Source organism: Paracoccus versutus, assembly GCF_029909795.1.
Taxonomy (GTDB): Bacteria; Pseudomonadota; Alphaproteobacteria; order Rhodobacterales; family Rhodobacteraceae; genus Paracoccus; species Paracoccus versutus.
The window spans coordinates 166,445-186,236 of record NZ_CP038196.1 but is presented as its reverse complement, the minus strand read 5'-3'; the positions used below and the strand labels follow the sequence as shown (position 1 = coordinate 186,236).

At 63.3% G+C, this 19,792-nt stretch carries 17 protein-coding genes and 3 pseudogenes; 10 read left to right on the top strand and 10 right to left on the bottom strand.

Annotated elements, in window-relative coordinates:
• Positions 1–147 precede the first annotated feature (147 nt).
• The 5 genes and pseudogenes from E3U25_RS00900 to E3U25_RS00885 all read left to right on the top strand — a co-directional run bounded on the left by E3U25_RS00900 (position 148) and on the right by E3U25_RS00885 (position 4,583).
• Positions 148–1,107 (top strand): Bug family tripartite tricarboxylate transporter substrate binding protein, encoded by a 960-nt coding sequence (locus E3U25_RS00900; RefSeq protein ID WP_166435441.1) that lies wholly within the window; start codon positions 148–150, stop codon positions 1,105–1,107.
• Positions 1,108–1,185: 78 nt separating this feature from the next.
• On the top strand, positions 1,186–1,650 hold the full coding sequence (locus E3U25_RS00895; RefSeq protein ID WP_166435442.1) for a tripartite tricarboxylate transporter TctB family protein: 465 nt from the start codon (positions 1,186–1,188) through the stop codon (positions 1,648–1,650).
• A gap of 8 nt (positions 1,651–1,658) precedes the next feature.
• Positions 1,659–3,161: a tripartite tricarboxylate transporter permease gene (locus E3U25_RS00890; RefSeq protein WP_116221386.1), complete on the top strand. Its 1,503-nt coding sequence runs from the start codon at positions 1,659–1,661 to the stop codon at positions 3,159–3,161.
• 130 nt (positions 3,162–3,291) lie between these two features.
• Positions 3,292–3,918, top strand: a pseudogene (locus E3U25_RS24945) (MFS transporter); the annotation flags it as partial.
• A gap of 266 nt (positions 3,919–4,184) precedes the next feature.
• Positions 4,185–4,583: a transposase gene (locus E3U25_RS00885; RefSeq protein WP_116221387.1), complete on the top strand. Its 399-nt coding sequence runs from the start codon at positions 4,185–4,187 to the stop codon at positions 4,581–4,583.
• 73 nt (positions 4,584–4,656) lie between these two features.
• Here the strand turns inward: E3U25_RS00885 and E3U25_RS00880 are convergent, their stop codons facing one another.
• Positions 4,657–5,628, bottom strand: coding sequence for a Bug family tripartite tricarboxylate transporter substrate binding protein (locus E3U25_RS00880; RefSeq protein ID WP_166435443.1), 972 nt, complete (start codon positions 5,626–5,628; stop codon positions 4,657–4,659).
• A gap of 282 nt (positions 5,629–5,910) precedes the next feature.
• Here E3U25_RS00880 and E3U25_RS00875 point away from each other — a divergent pair, with 282 nt between their 5' ends.
• Complete coding sequence (locus E3U25_RS00875; protein ID WP_166435444.1) at positions 5,911–6,084, top strand: hypothetical protein; 174 nt, start codon at positions 5,911–5,913, stop codon at positions 6,082–6,084.
• A gap of 309 nt (positions 6,085–6,393) precedes the next feature.
• On the opposite strand, the pseudogene E3U25_RS00870 reads toward E3U25_RS00875, so the two are convergent.
• From E3U25_RS00870 to E3U25_RS00860, 3 genes and pseudogenes are all read right to left on the bottom strand, one after another.
• Positions 6,394–6,548, bottom strand: a pseudogene (locus E3U25_RS00870) (IS5/IS1182 family transposase); the annotation flags it as partial.
• A 9-nt stretch (positions 6,549–6,557) separates the two neighbouring features.
• Positions 6,558–6,662 (bottom strand): annotated as a pseudogene (locus tag E3U25_RS00865) (IS5/IS1182 family transposase); the annotation flags it as partial.
• A gap of 300 nt (positions 6,663–6,962) precedes the next feature.
• Complete coding sequence (locus E3U25_RS00860) at positions 6,963–7,862, bottom strand: SMP-30/gluconolactonase/LRE family protein (protein WP_208861549.1); 900 nt, start codon at positions 7,860–7,862, stop codon at positions 6,963–6,965.
• Positions 7,863–8,111: 249 nt separating this feature from the next.
• On the opposite strand from E3U25_RS00860, the gene E3U25_RS00855 reads away from it, so the two are divergent.
• A complete protein-coding gene (locus tag E3U25_RS00855; protein ID WP_147304482.1) occupies positions 8,112–8,441 on the top strand; it encodes a putative quinol monooxygenase in 330 nt (109 codons plus the stop codon).
• A 70-nt stretch (positions 8,442–8,511) separates the two neighbouring features.
• Here the strand turns inward: E3U25_RS00855 and E3U25_RS00850 are convergent, their stop codons facing one another.
• Positions 8,512–9,291: a glucose 1-dehydrogenase gene (locus E3U25_RS00850; RefSeq protein ID WP_116221742.1), complete on the bottom strand. Its 780-nt coding sequence runs from the start codon at positions 9,289–9,291 to the stop codon at positions 8,512–8,514.
• A 175-nt stretch (positions 9,292–9,466) separates the two neighbouring features.
• Complete coding sequence (locus E3U25_RS00845; RefSeq protein ID WP_166435445.1) at positions 9,467–10,432, bottom strand: sugar ABC transporter substrate-binding protein; 966 nt, start codon at positions 10,430–10,432, stop codon at positions 9,467–9,469.
• Between the two features lie 612 nt (positions 10,433–11,044).
• Between E3U25_RS00845 and E3U25_RS00840 the strand changes: the two genes are divergently transcribed.
• The 3 genes from E3U25_RS00840 (at position 11,045) to E3U25_RS00830 (ending at position 15,465) form a co-directional block, all read left to right on the top strand.
• On the top strand, positions 11,045–12,568 hold the full coding sequence (locus E3U25_RS00840) for a sugar ABC transporter ATP-binding protein (protein ID WP_208861550.1): 1,524 nt from the start codon (positions 11,045–11,047) through the stop codon (positions 12,566–12,568).
• A 92-nt stretch (positions 12,569–12,660) separates the two neighbouring features.
• Positions 12,661–13,806 (top strand): ABC transporter permease, encoded by a 1,146-nt coding sequence (locus E3U25_RS00835; RefSeq protein ID WP_166435504.1) that lies wholly within the window; start codon positions 12,661–12,663, stop codon positions 13,804–13,806.
• A gap of 177 nt (positions 13,807–13,983) precedes the next feature.
• Positions 13,984–15,465: an aldehyde dehydrogenase gene (locus E3U25_RS00830; RefSeq protein ID WP_116221392.1), complete on the top strand. Its 1,482-nt coding sequence runs from the start codon at positions 13,984–13,986 to the stop codon at positions 15,463–15,465.
• 124 nt (positions 15,466–15,589) lie between these two features.
• On the opposite strand, the gene E3U25_RS00825 is transcribed toward E3U25_RS00830, so the two are convergent.
• The 4 genes from E3U25_RS00825 to E3U25_RS00810 form a co-directional block, all read right to left on the bottom strand.
• Entirely contained in the window at positions 15,590–16,888 is a 1,299-nt protein-coding gene (locus E3U25_RS00825; RefSeq protein WP_116221393.1) for a TRAP transporter large permease, read from the bottom strand.
• Positions 16,889–16,915: 27 nt separating this feature from the next.
• The gene (locus tag E3U25_RS00820; protein ID WP_116221394.1) at positions 16,916–17,500 is read right to left on the bottom strand and encodes a TRAP transporter small permease subunit; all 585 of its coding nucleotides are present in this window, start codon (positions 17,498–17,500) and stop codon (positions 16,916–16,918) included.
• A 67-nt stretch (positions 17,501–17,567) separates the two neighbouring features.
• Positions 17,568–18,653, bottom strand: a complete 1,086-nt coding sequence (gene dctP, locus E3U25_RS00815; RefSeq protein WP_116221395.1) for a TRAP transporter substrate-binding protein DctP — start codon at positions 18,651–18,653, stop codon at positions 17,568–17,570.
• 349 nt (positions 18,654–19,002) lie between these two features.
• Positions 19,003–19,716, bottom strand: coding sequence for a hypothetical protein (locus tag E3U25_RS00810; RefSeq protein ID WP_208861552.1), 714 nt, complete (start codon positions 19,714–19,716; stop codon positions 19,003–19,005).
• Positions 19,717–19,792: the final 76 nt, after the last annotated feature.

The following is a 19,792-nucleotide window of genomic DNA, read 5'->3' as shown; positions in this document are numbered from 1 at the left end:
CCTACATAGTGAGATACAATTATGACGGGCTTCAACGCGGCGACACCCCTTCAAGGTGCTTCCAGGGGCGTTGCACCTACGAACCGGTTGCAGGGAGGAAAATCGCGACCGGGCGTACATATCCAACAGACCCGGAGGAGTAAGTGCATGAGACTGTTTCTGCGGATTATCGCGGGATTGGCAATTCTCTGGCCGGTGCTGGCGAGCGCTGATACCTGGCCATCCCGGACCGTGACCTTCATCGTGCCGTTCGCGCCGGGCGGCTCGGCAGACGTGACCGCACGTTTGCTCGCCACCGAACTCTCGGACCGGCTAGGACAGGCCTTCGTCGTCGAGAATCAGCCGGGCGGCGGTAGTATCATCGGGACCCGTTATGTCGCGAAGGCGGCACCTGACGGACACACGCTGCTCATGACGAGTTCGGCGATCGCGATCACCCCCCATCTCAACGATCTCGACTACGATCCGACCAAGGACCTCGCCCCGGTCAGCCAGGTCATGGAGACCAGGGGCGTCGTGCTCGTCGGCGCGACCTCCCCCCTGACGTCGATCGAGGATCTGTTCGACGCCATGAAGGCGAGGCCGGGCGAGATCAGCTATGGCTCCGCCGGCAACGGCAGCGGCACCCACCTCTGGGCCGCGGAGATGCTCCACGACGCGGGCTTGCAGGCGGTGCACATCCCCTACAAGGGCGCGGGGCCGGCCAAGACCGGCGCGATGAGCGGCGAGGTCGATTTCATTACCGACGCGATCGGCGCTGCCATGGGGCAGATAACCGGGAACCAACTGCGTCCGCTCGCCGTGCTCAGCGCCGAGCGCGACGGGTCACTCCCAGACGTCCCGACTCTCGCCGAGACCGTCATTCCCGGCTTCGAGTTCGGTTCGTGGGTCGCGCTGTTCGCCCCGGCCGGCACGCCGCCCGAAACGGTCGATGCCATCAGTACGGCGATGCGGGATATCCTCGACACGCCCGAGATGAAGGACTTGGTGAAGCGGCAGGGCCTCATTGCGGCGCCTTCCACCCCTGGGGACCTGGCGATCCTGCTCGATGCCGAGAGCCGGCGTTACGCGGACCTCATCGAAGCCACCGGGCTCGCACCCGAATAGGGCATCCGAGAGCGTCCCTACCGGTCAATGCCGGCAGGGACGACGCTTACCAGAGAAACTGTTCAGTGGGATCTGCCGATGCAGTTGCGCAAACCGAAGGACCTCATCGCGGGTCTCCTCTTCCTCTCTGCCGGAATTTTGGTCACGGCGATCTCGTCGAACTATCCCTTCGGCACCTTGAGACAGATGGGGCCCGGCTTCTTCCCGGTCGTGCTCGGCCTCCTGCTCTGCCTGCTGGCGGCACTCATCATCGTGGGCAGCGTCGTGGGCGAGGCTGAGGCGATGGAGCCATGGAGCGCGCAAACGCTGCGCGCGGCCCTGCTGATCCTCGGCGGCACGACGATCTTCGGCCTGACCGTGCGGTCGGCGGGCGTCATCCCGTCGATCTTCGCGATGGTTCTGCTCGGTAGCTTGGCGATGAAGGGCTACGGGCTCAAGACCGCCCTCGTCACCGCGGTCATTCTGTCGACGGGGACGGCGGTCGTCTTCGGGTGGATGCTCGCGCTTCCGCTTCCGCTCTTCGGCCCGATGTTCGGTTTCTGAGGCTCGCCATGGATCTCATTCACAATCTCGGAATCGGCTTCGGCGAGGCGCTGTCGCTCACCAACCTGTTCTATTGTTTCCTCGGCACGCTCCTCGGCACGCTGATCGGCGTCCTGCCAGGACTGGGGCCTGCGGCGACGATCGCGATGCTGCTGCCGGTGACGTTCACGCTGGAGCCGACGACGGCCCTGATCATGTTGGCGGGCATCTACTACGGCGCCCAGTATGGCGGCTCGACGACGGCGATCCTCGTGAACCTGCCCGGCGAGCCTTCCTCCGTCGTGACCGTCCTTGATGGCTACCAGATGGCGCGCCAAGGGCGGGCGGGTACCGCGCTCGCGACCGCCGCCCTCGGCTCGCTGTTCGCCGGCTGCGTCGCCACCCTGCTGATCGCCTTCGCCGCCCCCACCCTGAGCGCCCTCGCGCTGCAGTTTCATGCGGCCGACTATTTCTCGCTGATGGTGCTCGGTCTCATCGCCTCGGTCGCGCTGGCGCAGGGGTCCCTGCTCAAGGCACTGGCGATGATCGTGCTCGGCCTCATTACCGGCATCGTCGGCACGGACGTGACGTCGGGCGCCTATCGCCTAACCTTCGGTTTCCCCGAACTGCTCGACGGGGTCTCGATCGTCTCGGTGGCGATGGGGATCTTCGGAATCGGCGAGATCATCCAGAACCTCTCTGCGCCGGAAGAGGCGCGCACCGCACAGAAGGCCAAGATCGCCAGTTGGCTGCCGACCCGTGAGGAGTTCAGGCAGATCACCAAGCCGGTGCTGCGCGGCACCGCGCTCGGCTCGGTCCTCGGTCTCTTGCCGGGCGGCGGCGCGATGCTCTCCTCCTTCGTGGCCTATGCGGTCGAGAAGCGAGTTTCCGATCATCCCGAGCGCTTCGGGAAGGGGGCGATCGAAGGCGTGGCTGCGCCCGAGAGCGCCAACAATGCCGGCGCGCAGACCTCGTTCATACCGATGCTTACCCTCGGCATTCCGTCGAACGTGATCATGGCGCTGATGACGGGCGCCATGCTGATCCAGGGCATCCAGCCCGGGCCGAGCATCATCCACGAGCAGCCGCAGCTGTTCTGGGGCCTGATCGTATCGATGTGGGTTGGGAACCTCATGCTGGTGGTGTTGAACCTGCCCCTAATCGGGCTCTGGGTGAAGCTGCTCACCATCCCCTACAAGTACCTCTTCCTCGCCATCCTGACCTTCTGCGCGATCGGAGCCTTCACGCTGAACTTCTCGAGCTTCGACGTCTACGTCATGGTCCTGTTCGGCTTCATCGGCTTCCTGTTCCGGCGACTTTCTTGTGAGCCGGCGCCGTTCCTGCTCGGCATGGTCCTCGGTCCGATGATGGAAGAGTACCTGCGCCGGGCCATGCTGCTGTCGCAGGGGGATGCGGCGATCTTCGTCCAGCGGCCGATCAGCGCCACGCTTCTGGCCCTGGCCGTGTTCTGCATCGTCGCGGTCTCATTGCCGGCGATCCGCACCAAGCGCGAAGAGGCCTTCCACGAATGAGGCGTCATTCTTAGCCCGGTACGTGGAGGAGGCTCGAACCGCCACCCGGCGATCGGTGGCGGTTCCGCTGTCTTCCCCAATGTCCACCAACGAACGTTTCGCCCACGAACCCTGAAGGGAGCACGCCTCCTTGCCCTCGTCTCTCGATCTCCTGAGGGAGCGGCGCTTCCTCGTCTACTGGCTGGCGGGTTTGTCGGCGAACATCGGGTGGCAGTTCCAGCTCGTCGGAGCGTCGTGGCTGATGACCTCGCTCGGGCGGACGCCTGAGCTCATCGCGCTGGTTCAGACCTCGGTCGCCTTGCCGGTCATGCTCTTGTCGCTGCCGGGCGGGGCGATCTCCGACATGATCGGGCTGCGGACACTGGTCATCTGGGCGCAGGCCTTCCTTCTCGTCGTCTCGGTCGGCCTCGCGATCTTCGCCTACCTCGACCTACTGACCCCGATGCTGCTTCTCGCCTTCACGTTCGTCATCGGGTCGGCCCGGGCACTCTACTATCCCGGCTGGCAGGCAAGGGTGTTCGAATTCCTGCCACGTAACCAGATCGCCAGCGCGGTCACACTGAACGCCAGCAACCTCAACATCGCCCGCAGCCTCGGCCCGGCCCTCGGCGGCATAGTCGTCGCGACGGCCGGCGCCTTCACGGCCTTCGTCGTGAACGCACTCAGCAACCTCAGTGTGATTCTCGTAGCGCGCCGCTGGCCGCGGCCGGCCGCGCCCTCCGGCATTCCGCCCGAGCCCTTCGGCGTGGCGATCATGGCGGGGAAGCGCCCCGCGCCCACGCGGCTGCACGACGAGGCCGCCGAGAGCTTGCGCGAGCTTGTCCGCCACCGCGACCGGCTGCGCCAGGACTTCGACAACCGGGTGCGCCAGCTGCACCGGCTAGTGTACCTCGGTTTCCCCGAGTTCAGCCGCTATGTCCGCAGCCTCGACAGCATGCTCGCCACCGCGCTGATGGCCGAGCAGCCCAACCGCGCAGGCCTTCGCCCGCGCCAACCCCAGGCGTCTCGCCAAGCTGCGCTACGATGGCCGCCACTTCGTCGGCCTCAAGTTGGCCGATCAGCTCGTGGCGGCGGCGAAGCGCTCCGTCGGTCAGCATCACGGCCCGCTTTCGAAGCGCCAGCGCCTTCGCCGCCTACGTCGGCGTCGTTGCGGGGCTCCGGCAGTCCGGCAAACAGTCAGACCGCATCCGTGCGCCGATCACCCCCATCGGCAACGCCCGCCTGCGCCGGGCCCTTTGGATGCCCGTACTCGTCGCCGTTCGCCGCAACCCGTGGCTGCGCGCCTTCTACGAACGCCTGCGCGCTGCCGGAAAGCCGCCCAAGCTCGCGCTCGTCGCCGCCCTCCGCAAGCTGCTCCACGCCGTCTACAGCGTCGCCAAAACCACAGGCCTATCGTCACCGCGACCGCGGAGGCGCGAGTGACATAGGCCCCACAACTCGCAGTCGATCGCGACCCCGCGGTCGACACAAAGCCCTTGCTCGGCGTGACGGTATCTCATTCTGGCTGCAACCCGGAGCGCTCGACCAGTGCCCCGAACTTTTCGAAGTCGGCCTTGATGTGCGCGGCGAACTCGGCGGGCGACGCGAAGAACGCCACAAGGCCCTGTTCGTCCGAGAACTCGTGGAAATCGGGGTTGACCACCGCCGTCTCGCAAGCTTTCGCGAGCGTGTCGATCACCTCCGCGGGCGTGCCCACCGGAGCCGCCAGTCCGATCCAGCCGATGAGCTCCATGTCCCCGAAGCCGAGTTCCTCGAACGTCGGCACGTCCGGAAGTGCCGGCAGTCGCTGCGGGCTCAACACGCCAAGAGGAACGAGCTGACCCTCGCGGATCGCTCCAAGCATCGGGCCGGGCGATTCGAACATCAGCTTTGTGTGTCCCGCGATCGTGTCGGTGATGGCGGGACCGGTGCCCTTGTAGGGCGCATGCAGGAAATCGACGTGCATCCGCGACTTGAGCATCTCCTGCGCCAGATGCGAAATCGTGCCTGGCCCCGACGACGCGAACGGGATCGTCTCGGTCTTGGCCTTCTCGACGAGTTCGGCGGCCGTCGTCACGCCGAGCGAGGGATTGGCCGCCAGCAGCTGCGGCGCACCGCCGATTCGGCAGATAGGTGCGAAATCCGCCATCGGATCATAGGCCAGATCCTCGCGAAGGTGTGGGTTGATCGAAAAGGAGGAGGCCGCGGCAAGCACCAGCGTATAGCCGTCCGGCGCCTCCTGCTTCGCCGCCGCGGTTCCGATGGCGGCGCCCGCGCCGGGCCGATTGTCGATCACCACGGAAGTCCCGAGGGTCTTCGCGAGATCGGGCGCGAGCTTGCGGATCGTCAGATCACTCAATGAGCCAGGCGACAGCGGCACGATGATCTGGACGGGGCGATCAGGGTAATCCTGCGCCGAAGCTGCAAGCGGCGAGGCCATCGTGAGCGCCAGCCCGATCGCAACGGCAAATTTGGTGTGAAGCTTCACGTACGACCTCCCAGTCCCTTCCCCCGGCCGATTCCGGCCCATTACTGAACTTATCCCATATTGCAGGATTTGTAAACGGCAGCATTATTCTCCTCTCTCGCATTGTTCCGGTAGGCCCATCACGACCGCCCGAAAGATCCGCAGGATCACGATCAGGATCCGACGCGCGACGAGGTTGCTGGACCGACCCCTAGAATGGACCGGGTGAGAATCCGGGCGCTCGATCTGTCAGGCGAGCGCCTAGCTCGCGCCCGGGGTTCCGGTGACGCCGACGGGTCTCGCGTGGAGCGCGTCGATCTGGCTGGGATGCAGGCCGATGAGGGGGCGGTGTTGCGAGCCCGGCTGCCGGTCAGCGCGGCGCGGATCGCTTCCGGACTCGCCTTCAGTGCCTTCTTCAGCTGGTCGAGCTGGCCATCGGTGTCGAACGCCCGGGCGTCGGTGCCGTCAAGCAGCTGATCAAGCAGCGCTTCGGCGCTTGCGGCTGGCTTGTGTCGGGACATGTTTGCCCGCCCGCACACGAAATTCCTGACCGTCTCGTCGCTGGCAGAAAGTTCTCGAGCACCCCTCGCTTCCCGCCTCGCCGCCCAACCTGGACTATGACGTCAATGGTTCGGGTGGCGTACTCAAGTACATCCCGACGCGTTTGTCGGGCGCCTAACCGCAGTACCATCAGCGCCAGCCGCTCCAGTGCGAGTGTGGGGCTATCGGCATAGATCGTTCAGATCGACCCCGGATGTCGGGGCAAGCGGTCACACTGAAGGGCTAACGCGTGGCACGCAGTATCTCGTTCTTGACGGTCGCAGCCGGGCTGTCGTCCTTCCAGACGCGCCCGTTGCGGCGTATGGGATGACCGCATCAGCACCGCGTTCGATGACTGCCGCGTGGCATCGCGGAGTGTCATAGGCGCCATCCGCAGTGACAGCGGTGTTCATCCCCGGATCGAACCAGACCGAGAGCGATCCCCGGCGTCGTAGCGACGCGTTATACTCTGACGAGTTGGTCGTGCAGTAGCGGATGCGAGATGGCGATGGCATGCGCATCAGTTAACATGCCTAATTCACAGCGTGAATCCACATCGCCGATAAGTGCAACAACGCCGCGATGAGCCGAAAAAGCCTGATGTCGGTCGCGGTGGCGTCTCTGCCTTGCTGCTTATGTTGCTGGATCGTGCTGCTCGTTGCCTTTCCGCAGATCGCGCTCTGGCTGCCAGACAAGGTGCCTGGACCGGGGGTCTGACGGCGCGGCGCCAGCCGGTCTTTGTGCGCATTCACAGGAATACATCATGCCGGGCCCGGAGGGACAGGTTCTCCCTTCGGATCTGGCAGTCGTGTGTTTCAGACGTTCGACGGAGCGCCGACGCTGACTTTGGTCGAGAACAGCCCGGCCTGACGCGCGCCCTTGGCGATTGCGGCCTCTTCCCCGACATAGGCGGTCATGAACAGGGTGTGCCCGTCTGCACCGCCGATCACGCAGGACACGCCGCCGCCGTCAAAGTGGATGCGGTCGGTGATCTCGCCGCCGTTTAGTACCCGCAGGAAATCACCGGTGTTGTAGCTGCCGACCCAGATCGCGCCCTCGGCATCGGCGCACATGCCATCGGGCTGGTGATCGCCCAGGTCCGCATAGATCCGTCGGTTCGACAGCGTGCCGTCTTCGGCCAGATCGAAGGCAGTAACGCGCCCAACCCACGTCTCGTTCACCACCAGCGTCCTGCCATCGTTGATGATCACCGCGCCGTTGGGAAACTCCATATCCGGTGCGACCTCGGTGATCGAGCCGTCGGGATCGAGCCGGACCAGCGGGGTGGGACGCAGCGCCTCGCCGCCGTGGAAATCGCAACCGAAATTGCCCAGATAGATCCGGTCTTGCGCGTCGATGGCGAAATCGTTTGGCGGGCCGGGCAGGGCGGACAGGTCTCGGAAGTCGGACAGCGCGCTGTCCTTCCACCTAAGCAGCTTGCGGTCGGTAAGCGAGGCGATGATCAGGCTGCCGTCGGATAGAAAGCCGATGCCGGCGGGCATTCCGGGAACGTCGCAGACCTTTTCGGTCGTGCCGTCCTCTGTCACGCAATAGATGGCCTTGCCCATCACGTCACTCATCCAGATCTTGCCGTCGCGCCATTTGGGCGCTTCGAGAAAAATGAACCCGTCGGCGACGGTGTTTGCTTTGTAAGTCTTCATGTATCCTCCCAGTGCAGCCTCCCCGAAGCCCGCCTCCTGCGATGCCCTGCCCATGACGATGCCCGAGCAGCCGGTTCATCATTATAAATCCCACAATAAGGGATAACTCAAAGAATTTCTTTTTGTAAATCGGCAATTCAGAGGCCGGGGAAGCGCATTGCCTGCCTTCGAGTAGCCATTCCGGTCCATTTTCTACTGAAGAAGGCCAACCGAAGGGACGAGCCCAGTCGCGACGATAGGGTTTGAGCTCTATGTCTTGTGTAGTAATATCTTATTATATGATATTATCGACAGGAGGAACACTTGCCCGAACTCAAGAACATGGAAGTCGCCGTTGTCGCAACCCTTTCGTTTCCCGAGGGGGCCGCGGGGCGGGCGGTGCCCGAGCTGCTGGAGGTGATCGAGCTCTTTCGCGCTCACGAAGGGTTCATCGCCTATGACCTGTCACGGGATTGTGTCGAACCGGACGTCCTGCGCGCGAGCGAGCTCTGGACCACACAGGACTGTCTGAACCGGCACGCCGCGCAGGCCGATGTCGACCGTTGGAACGCGGTGTTGGCTAAACATGGTGTAATTCAACAGCAATATGCAGTCTGTTCGGTGAGCGGCGTTGACGTGATCTCGATTCCGTGACGCCGGGCACCGAACAAGAACAGGCGGCCAGGCATACTGGCCGCCTATTGCCTGCATTTGCCGGGCCGGCTCAGCCGATGCCTGCGCTCTGCCCGCCGTCGATGTTGATCGCTGCGCCCACGACAAAAGCGCTGTCGTCGGAGCACAACCACATGCAGGCGCGGGCCATTTCCTCGGGGCGGGCATAGCGCCCAACGGGCTCCTGCGCGACGAGGCGTGCGTGGCCCTCTTCAGTGCCGCCCGAGACGCGCTCGATCATCGGGGTGTCGGTGATGCCGGGGCAGAGTGCGTTGATCCGCACGTTCTGCCCGGCGACTTCGAGCGCGGTGGATTTCGAGAGTGCGACCACAGCGTATTTGGTGGCGCAGTATGCTCCCTGATTGCGGATCGACAGAACGCCTGCGGTCGATGAGGTGTTCACAATGGTCCCGCCGCCCTGTTTCTCCATCACCGGAATCTGGTGCTTCATGCACAGGTAAACGCCCTTGACGTTCACATCGAACAGCTTGTCGAACAGCTCTTCGGTGACATCGGTCAGCGGATAGACGCCTTGTTCGATACCCGCGTTGTTGAACGCGCAGTCGAGCGAGCCAAAACTTGACAAGGTCTGATCGACGGCGGCTTTGACCTCTGCGCTTTTTGTCACATCGCATTTGATCGCAATGGCCTTGCCGCCGGCCGCTTCGATCTGGCCGACGGTTTCTTGCGCCGCCGCCTCGTTCATGTCGATGGCGGCGACCTTCGCGCCGGCCTGCGCGAAGGCGAGTGCGGTGGTCCGGCCGATACCGCTTCCCGCGCCGGTGATGAACACGGATTTCCCCGAGAAATCGTAGTTTTGAGCTTTGGTCACGGAGGTTTCCTCCCTCTTTGGATTGTCTTGCGGCGTGAGCGGGCCCATGGGTCTCGGTGCCCATGGTAGTAGGGCCGCAGGTAGAAATGCGGGCCTTTGGCGGTCGTTGCGAATCGGCATGCCGAGGCGCGGTGCGGGGTCACAAGCCTGCGTCACGCCCCGGCCGGTCGGGTCGTCACCATTCCGGCTTGCAGCTGTCCACGTTTTCGGCGGTGTAGATCGGCAGCTCGAGCGTCACGAGCTGCGGGGTTTCGACATCCGTTCCGTCGATGGACGCGATAAGCGTCTCGGCAGTGCGGGCACCGATTTCGTGCCAAGGCTCGCAGACTGCCGCGGCGATCTGGCCGCGTTGCACATAGGGGTGCCCCAAGGCCAAACCGCCGGCGGCGGTCACGATCTTGGCCTGAGAGCCGACATCGTCCACCGCGTCGGCGCAGCCGACTGCCATGGTCTGGGCGTGGGCATAGAACAGATCGATGTCAGGCGTGGCGGTCAGCGCGTTCTGGCAGACCTCCTGCCCCTTGACCTGGGTCCAGTCGGTGGGTTGCGACATCACGATCTCGTACTCTACACCGGCCTCCTCCAGCCCTGCCTTGAAACCGTTGGTCAGGTTGATCACGGTCGAATAGCCCGGCATCCCTTCGACGAGGCCAATCTTGAGCGGCTTGCCCTCGTCGAACAGGCTCGTTGCGTATTTCGCGATCCTTGCGCCGGTCGCATAGTCGTCGCGCCCGACAAGCGAGGCGAGGCCGGGATAGACCTCGGACCACGGGTTGCTCGGGTCGCCGACCTGCACTGCCATGGCCGAGAATTTGACGTCCATGTCATTGGCATTGTCCACCCAGCTTGCGGCGACCGCGCTGTCAAGCACAATTGCTGCAATGCCTTTGACGCCTTGGGCGATGGCGTCGTCGATGGCGTTGGCTTGGCGTTCGACGCTGCCTTTCGAGTCCATTTCGACCACGTCGTAGCCAAGCTCTTTGGCTTTGGTCGAGAAGCCTTCGGCCATGCTGACCTCGGCAACATTCTGAAAGTTCGTCACGATCACCGCAACGGTGCCGTCGGCCTGTGCGGCCGTGCCAGCGATGACAAGGCTGGTCGTCACGCCGAGGGTGCGACTGATTTTCCTGAGTCTATTCATGGTTCCTCCCGGTCTGTCGATTATTGAGCCGCCGAGCGTCGGCGGCCTGTTTCCTCCTACAGGTCCTGCCGGGCCAGCTCCCCCGAAATGGCGCTGCGGCAGATCCGGCGCTGTTGGTCGTTCCGGCCCCGTCCCAACGGACCATCGGGTCGGACCCGAGTCGCCGTGGATTTGCGATTCAACCATAATCCTATAATGCGAGAAATTGTCAAACGCAATCTTGTGAATCTGGTCGGACGTCTTATCGCTCCGTCGATATCGTGAGACCCGAATCGGCCTTCGGGAATACGCTTCTGTTGTCAATTTCTGTTAGAAACGCACAAGTTTTGGCCAAGCATCGGTGCCTGTGTCCGGCCGATCTGGAGGAGATGTTGGTAAGTGAATTGACAAAATCTCAATAATAGGGATTAATGATAGATGGAGGCGATCACAAGGTCGCAACGACCCGCGATGCCGATGCCGGACGACCGTTCTGGCCCAGGCCCTGCGGGGCGATAGGGAAAACTGGAGGAGGACACATCGTGAGATATCGCGTCGTGATCCCGCGGTCGGCTTGCAAGCCGGTCCGTCGCAGAGCGCCGATCCGGACTATGGATCGCCGGAAGGTGTACAATGGCAGCGAATGAGATCGTGATGCGGCTCGACGGGGTGCGCAAGCGTTTCCCGAACGGCACAGTCGCACTGAGCGGTGTCGATCTCGAAATCCAGAAGGGATGCGTCCATGGCCTGCTCGGTGCCAATGGAGCCGGTAAATCAACGCTGATCAAGGTCTTGTCGGGGGCGCTGAGGGCGACGGGCGGCACCATCTACTGGAAGGGCGAGGCCGTCATGCCGTCGGGTCCGCGCGCCATGCAGGACATGGGTGTCGAAACCATCCACCAGCATATCCCGCTGATCCCTACGCTTTCGGTCATCGAGAACATCTATCTTGGCTCCAGGTCGTTCTGGCGGGACACCAAGGCCATGCGCCGACATTTCCAGGAGGTCTGCGACCGCGTTCAGTACTGGATCGACCCCGACGCGCCGGTTGGCAGCCTGTCCATCGGCGCGCGCCAGATGGTGGCGATCCTTCAGGCCATCGCAGGCGACGCCGAGCTGATCGTGATGGACGAGCCGACCGCATCGCTTGCCAGCGAAGAGCGCGAGCTCGTCTACCAAATCGTCCGCCGCTTGTCACGACAGGAGGACAAGGCGATCCTGTTCGTGTCGCATTTCATCGACGAGATCATCGACCTGACGGACGAGGTCACGGTATTGCGCGATGGCCGTGCGGTGATGCATGCGCGCACCGATACGCTGGACGAAAGCATGATCGCCGAGGCCATCGTGGGGCGGGCCATCGCCCAGATGGAAACCGCAGGCTATGACCGCGACCCGAGCCGGCTGGACGGCGCTCCGGCGCTGTTGGAGCTGCGCGATCTCAGGTCCCCCGGCAAGCTGGCGCCGCTGTCGCTGACGCTGCGCAAGGGCGAGGTGATCGGCATTGCCGGGTTGCTGGGCTCGGGGCGCAGCGAGTTGCTGCATGCGATTTTTGGCGCTGACCCTGACGCAAGGGGCGACGTCGTGCTGGAGGGCCGCACGCTGGGCCGCAGCACCGGCGCGGCCGTGGCCGCCGGGATCGGGCTGGTGCCCGAGGACCGGATGGAGTTGGGCCTGATCCCGGGCTTCGAGATCTGGCGCAATATCTCGCTGCCGGCACTGAGCGGCGTGTCTGTCGGCCGGGTCATGCCGGTCGAGCAGCGCGAGCGTGCGCGGGCGGTCGATGCGATCCACAAGCTGGGGATCAAGGCCGGATCACCCGACGAGCTTGTAACGGAACTGAGCGGTGGCAACGCGCAGAAGGTGACCATCGCGAAATGGCTTTACAGCGATGTGAAGCTGTTCCTCTTCGACGAGCCGACCGCGGGGATCGATATCGGCGCCAAGACAGATATTCTGATCCTCGCCCGCCAGCTCGCCAGCCAAGGCTGTGGGGTCGTCTTCGTGTCCTCGGAATTCGAAGAGCTTATCGCGGTCAGCGACCGAATCCTCGTCATGCGTGACGGGCGCTGCATTGCCGAGCGCGCGGTGGGGCAAACCAATGAACATGACCTGGTCCTTCTGGCCGGTGGCCAGATGGCTCCGGCGGACGCCTGAATACGGTCGCAGCAAGGCAGATAGAGACAATGGACAGCACACAAGACAAAGCAGCCGACGCAGATTTGGCCAACGCAACGAGCCGGCCCGCAATGACGGCGGAGAAGCGCGTCGACTGGATGCAGACATTCGGGCTGAGGGAAATGGGCGTGTTCTACGCCCTGCTGATTCTGGTGGTCGTCCTGTCGATCACGACAGCGATGCTGGGGCGCGCAAATTATCTGAGCGTTCTCAATGTGATGAATGTCCTTTACCAATCGTCGTTGATCGGGTTCATGGCCGTGGCGATGACGGTGATCCTGATCTCGGGGAACTTTGATCTGTCGGTCGCCTCGGTCGCGGCACTGTCGGCGGCGGTTTTCGTCGGATCTGCGAATGCGATGGGGTTGGGCGGCGCCTTTGTCATGGCCATGGGCACGGCGATCATCGCCGGGGTGGTCAATGGCTCGATCGTGCAGTTTCTGGGGATCAACGCCTTCATCGTCACCTTGGGATCGCTGACCGCGATCCGAGGGCTGGTGCTGATCTACACCGACGGCGCGTCGCTGACGATCAAGGATCCTGCGGTGGAGCAGGCCCTCCGCGTCTTCGAATCCAATCGCGTCGATGTGGGCATTGCGCTGACGGTGCTGGCGGTGCTGCTGCTGGTGCTCGGAATCGTCAAGCTGGTCCGCGCGGGCGGGCTTCGTCCGTCCTCGCTTGGTCTGCTGCTGTCGGGCGCTGCGATCATGGCCTTCGCCTTTGCGGCAGGGTTTGAGGTGATGGTCAAGAAGCCGGTCATCTATCTGGCGCTCTTTACGACGGCCGTCTGGTTCGTGCTGCGCTTCACCAGTGTTGGGCGACGGATTTACGCGGTCGGCGGTAATCCAGAGGCGGCCAGGCTTTCGGGCATCAACGTCACCCAGTACAAGCTGATGGCCTTCGTGTTCTGTAGCGCGACCGCCGGGTTCGCGGGCATCCTGTTCGCCGCGCGGCTGCGCTCGATGAACCCCACCGGACTTCAGGGCGCAGAGTTGACGGTCATCGCGGCGGCGATCCTCGGCGGAACCTCGCTGTTTGGCGGCGCCGGTAGCGTCGTCAAGACGGTGGGCGGGGCGCTTGTTCTTTACTCGCTCACCAACGGCTTCAATATCCTGAACCTCGGGGCCAATTACCAGGGGCTGATCGAGGGCGTGGTGGTGGTGGCCGCAGCGGCGATCTACACGGTCGGCGGCCGGGGCGCCGGTAAAGGAAAATGAGCCAGCCCGCCCCGGACAGCCCGCCCTGGCCAGTTCGGGGCGGTGCAGGGCAGGATTGGTGCGGCCGCCCGCGTCGATGCGTGCGGCGCGCCTGCGGTCGGGCTCACGCGCGGCGGCCTTCGGCGCGGGTCGCTATGCCTTTCGAGGCGCACGACAACTTGAAATAGGAGAATTCACATGCACGACCATCCGATGTTCATCGACGGGTCGCACCAACCGGCAGCGGGTGGTGCGTGGCTGGAATCGACCGATCCCTACAAGGGCGAGGTCTGGGCCCGCATTCCCCGTGGTGGCGCCGAGGATGCAGACCGCGCGGTCAAGGCGGCTCGCCGCGCGCTGAAATCCGGGCCGTGGTCCACCATGTCGGCGACGAAACGGGGCCATCTTCTGCGCGCCATCGGCGACGGGATCGCGCGGAATGCCGACCGGCTGGCCGAAATCGAGACGCGCGACAACGGCAAGATCCTGGCCGAGATGAAGGGCCAGATGAACGCGCTTCCCGAGTTCTGGTATTACTATGCCGGCCTCGCCGACAAGATCGAGGGCTCGGTCCCGCAGGTCGACAAGCCGGATACGCTTGCAATGACCGTGCGCGAGCCGGTAGGCGTTGTGGCGGCGCTGACGTCGTGGAACTCTCCGCTGACCTTCGTTGCCATGAAGTGCGCGCCGGCGCTTGCCGCCGGTTGCACGGTGGTGCTCAAGCCATCGGAATTCGCCTCGGTCAGCACGCTGGCATTCGCGCAGATCGCCAAAGAGGCGGGCTTGCCCGACGGCGTCATCAACATCGTGACCGGGCTTGGATCCGAGATCGGCGGCCCGCTGGTGCAGCATCCGCTGGTAGACAAGGTAACCTTTACCGGATCGGATTCCACCGGCCGGATGATCTACCAGCTTGCCGCCGCGTCGATGAAACGCGTGACGATGGAGCTTGGCGGGAAATCTCCGAACATCGTGTTCGAGGATGCCGATCTGGATGCGGCGGCGGTTGGTGCCGTTGCGGGGATTTTTGGCGCGGCGGGGCAGATGTGTACGGCAGGTTCGCGCCTGCTGGTGCAGAACTCGATCAAAGAGGCGTTTACGGAAAGGCTGGTTAGCCTGACGCGCACTATTCGAATGGGCGACCCCAATTCGTCCGAAACGAATATCGGCCCGATCGCGACCCCGCCCCAGTTCCAGAAGGTGCTGTCCTATATCGAGGCGGCCAATGCCGATGGCGCGCGCTGCGTGATCGGCGGCAAGGTCGCCACGGTCGACGGATCGAGCGATGGCCAGTTCATCGAACCGACCATCTTCACCGATGTGACCAACAATATGAAGGTCGCCCAGGAAGAGATCTTTGGCCCGGTCCTGTCGATCATCGGGTTCGAAGACGAGGCCGAGGCGGTCGAGATCGCCAACGACGTGATCTTCGGTCTTGCCGCCGGGGTCTGGACGGCGGATTTCGGGCGACAGTACCGTATGGCACGCGCGCTGGAGGCGGGCACCGTCTGGGTGAACACCTATCGCGCCTATAGCCCGATCCTACCCATTGGCGGGATGAAGCAGTCTGGCCTGGGCCGCGAAGGCGGGTTGGTCGGCATCGACGATTATCTCGAAACCAAGAGTATCCTGTTCTCGACTGGCAAGGGACAGACAGCGAACCCGTTCCTTCAGCGATAGTCTGGCGACGTCGGCACTCTGTCGCGCCCACCGGGGCAGGGGGCTTCTCCAAATTGTCGGAACAAAAAGGCCGGGCATGACATCATGCCCGGCCTTTGCCGTTTCTGAGGGGCCGACGCTCCTGTCAGCGGTAGACCGTGTCCGGCAGCCAGGTCGCGAGGCCGGGCAGCAGCATCAGCAGCAGCACGAGGCCCAGCATCGGCAGGAGGAACGGCAGCGCGCCGCGGGCGACATCACCAAACGCGCCTCCGCGTGTGCGCACGCCTTGTGCCACGAATAGGTTCATCCCGATGGGGGGCGTGATCAAAGCCATCTCCATCAACAAGGTCAGCACCACCCCGAACCAGACGTCCGAATATCCCGGCACGTTCAGGCCCATCACCAGCGGAAAGACCAGCGGCAGCGTGAGCAGCATCATCGACAGGGTTTCCATGAACATCCCGATCACCAGATAGAACACCACCAGCACCAGCAGGATGAGCACCGGCCCGAACCCGAGCGAGGTGATGGTGTCCAGCACGGTGCGCGTCACGCCGATGAAGCCCATGACGAAGTTCAGGAAAAGCGCGGTGAAGACGATGATGAGGATCATCGAAGTGGTCAGCATCGTGCGCTCGAAGGCTTCGAGCAGCATCTTCACGCTGAGCGTCCCGTAAAAGGCCGACAGAATAACCGCCGTCACAACCCCGAATGATGCGGCCTCGGTCGGCGTCGCGATCCCGGCATAGATCGAGCCGACAACCGCTCCGATGATCAGCAGCGGCGGAACGAGCTGAGGCAGACCGGCCAGGCGCTCTTTCCAGGTGCTCCGGATCTTCTTGCCGCCCCAGTCCGGGCGCAGCAGGCACGCCCCCATTGCGGTGCCCGAAAAGAGCATCGCCAGAAGCGCGCCGGGCACGATGCCCGCCAGGTAAAGCTCGGGGATCGAGGTGTTGGTCATCACGCCGTAGACGATCATCACGATCGACGGTGGGATCAGGATGCCCAGCGTGCCGCCCGCCGCCAGCGAGCCAAGGAACAGCCCCTCGTGATAGCCCTTCTTCTCGATCTCGGGATAGGCCACCGTGCCCACGGTTGCGACGGTGGCGACGCTCGACCCGGAGGTGGCCGCGAAGACGGCGGAGGCGCCAATATTGGCGTGCATCAGCCCGCCCGGCAGCCAGGACAGCCATGTGGCGATAGAACCGTACATGCGCGAGGCGATGCCCGAGCGCAGGGTGATCTCGCCCAGCAGGATGAAGAGCGGCACGGACAGCAGCACGAAGCTGTTGCTTTGCTCCCAGATGATGTTTGCCATGCCGCTGAGCAGGCGCTCGCGCCCGTTCACCTCGGCAAGCACGACGGCCAGCATGCTGAGCACCGCGGCGACCGGGATCGACATCGCGATCATGACCAGAAGGCCGATGACGATTAGATATGACATTGAATTTTCCTGTTTCCAAACGGCACCTTACTGGGTGCGGTCGGGCGCCTCGGTGAATTCCTCGATCTCTTCGCCGAGCGAGGGGATGCCGACGAGCCTGTTCACTCTGTCGTGCTGGCCGCGAACGAGGGCGGCAATCGCGTATAGCGTGACGATGCCGCTTACGATACACAGCAGGACAAAGCCGATCGCCCAGGCAAGCTGCGGGATCCACAGCGGAAAGGCCATGGACGAGACCGATTGCGATCCGCCCTCCCACGACGCGAACACCAGCCGCGCGGCGTGACGGGTGAGCATGACCATGACGACGAAGAAGCAGATCGCCGAGATCACATCGAACACCGAACGCATGCGCAACGGCATGAGGTTATAGGCGGAATCGATGCGGACGTTCTGGCGCCGGACCAGCACGAAGGCGAAACCGAACGACACCGCGATGGCAAAGAGATAGCCCGCGACTTCCGCCGCGTCGGAAAAGGTCACGCCAAAGTATTTCCGGCCAAGCGTGTTGATGGTGACAAGGATCGCGATGACAAAGATGATGCCACCACCGACACGGGCGACGTATTTCGCCCATGTGTCGAGGTGGCGAATGAGCGCTGGCTGCTCCATGGGCGGCCCCCTTTTCGAGCGTGAGAGGGGCACCGTGCCGTGACGGTGCCTGTGAAAGATCGGACGATCAGTTGCCGTCGTAGGTGACGTCGGCGATCGGGCCGATCCGTTCGTTCCATTCGGCGATGCAGGGCCGATCGCCGCAGCGCTCGGCCCAACGCGGCAGCACCTTCTCTGTCAGGATGGTCTGCATGAGCTGCGTGTCCGCCTCGGTCTGCGGAATCATGATCAGGTTGCCCGGCTCGCCGTATTTGCAGGGCCCTGCGCCAAGGCAGGCCCAATAATCGATCTCGTCCACGCGGGCGCGTTCGGCCATGTGGGCGTGCAGCATGTTCATCGCGGTCTGGAATGTGCCCTGCAACTCGGGCGACATGCGGTTCCAAGTGTCGAGGTTCATCGCCGAGAACTGAATCGAGTAATTCGCCGCGATCTGGAAGACGTGGGTGGTGATCTGCGGGAACTTGGTCGCATAGGCCGCGGTGGTCGAGGTGGCGAGGCAGTCGACGGAGCCGCGCTGGATCGCGGTCGAGACCTCTGCGAAAGGCATCAGGACGGGCGTTGCGCCAAGACCTTCGATGAAGTCCGAAATCGCGGCGCCGTAGCTACGTACTGTCTTGCCCTTTAGATCTTCGAGAGTGGCGTCTTCGCCAAGGCCGGGCAGGTTGCAGATGATCGAGACGACAGGATCGAAATAGGTCGCGATCAGCTTTGAGTTGAAGGTCTTCTCGAAGACATCCTCGAGGATCGGGCGGTACGCTTTGTCTGCCGCAAGCACGTCGTCAATGTCCTGCAGCGAGCCGGGCAGGTTCACCCCTTCGAGCATTGGGTTGTCGCCGGTGACATAGGCCAGCGTGCCGTTAGCCATGTCATACGTCCCCATCTTGAGCAGCTTCATCATCTCGAAACCGCCAAGCCCCACCTGATCCCACGGAATCGGATTCGAGGTGATCTGTCCCGCGGTGAGCGACGGCAGCCATTCCTTGAAGAAGGGCTGCTGGAAATAGACGTTGTACGGATTCGTGGTGAAATGGGTCACGACCTCGAGATGGATCGGGTCGTCCTGAGCGCTTGCGACACTCGCAAACAGGGCAAGGCCGGTCACTGTGGCAAGAAATCCCGTGCAGATGCGGGCTCGGGTGTGTGTGTCTGTCATTCTTGAATACCTCCTCGTTGCTTTTTCGTGGCCCTGCTACGACAGGCGGCGGGCCAAAGGGGAAACGTGAAGGGGCTCTCTGAATGCCCGGTGCGCTTCCTTTCCTCCCCCCGGCAAATACTACTAGAATACATAAAATCTCACAATGCAAGATTTTATGTGACTCCAAGCACAAGAGCGCGCCCAGCCGTAAGGCGCCCGCGCTCGCTGGTTTGCGGCCCTGCAATCAGGCCGTGCTGCCGTGTCACTTATCCGGGCGCCGGTTTTACGCCGCGCTACTGACACGAAGCTCCAGATCAGCAGCAGCGTCACGCCAAGGATCGAAGCGGTGATCGGCCGCTGGAAATACTCAGTGAGATCGCCACGATAGACCGTCATCGACCGGATGAAATTCTCTTCGAGGCCCGGCCCGAGAATGAAGCCGAACAACAGGGGGATCGCCTCGAAGCGCAGCTGCAACATCAGGTACCCGGTCGATAGCCCTGTTGGTTGAGCAGTTCCGCGATCTCGGAATAGATGTGATCGTCGAGCAGCCTATCGACCAGTTAGATGATGCCCGCTGCGTCTTGATCTGTTGGGCGGCGGATTTGGGGCTGGGGATGGTAAGCGTTTGCAGCTTTCCGCCCTTGAAATGCACGTGCGCCTTGGTGATGCCTGCCGCGGGCACTTTGACGAGAGTAACATCTTCGACGATGTGGGCGATCAGGCGCTTGCGTTCGCGGTTTGGGGTATCTGGGTCGGCCCAAAGCTTGTGGAAATCGACTGTCATGGCAACCAGCCGCTCGCGGACAGCCTGGTCGAGACAAAATTGGTCGCGCTCCCGTGCCCGCTCGCGCTCTTCCCGGGCATTGGCCAGAACGCGGAGCTTCTTCTTCCATTCGCCTTCCAGCGTGTCGGTGACGAGGCGATTGCCGGGGTCGACAAGCATGAAGCGGCGCTGCGCAAGGTCGGCCTCCGCCTGGGCCCGCTCTACCGCGCGACAGCTAAGCTGGTCGGCTTCCTGGTGGCTGGCTTCGATCTCCGAGCGGACATCAAGCGCCAGTTCGACCGCCGCCGGCGTCATCTGCTGGGCAATCAGCCTGCCGACCGCTGGACAAGCACGAAGGCCTGCTGTCAAACCGCAAAATCCGCGACATGCT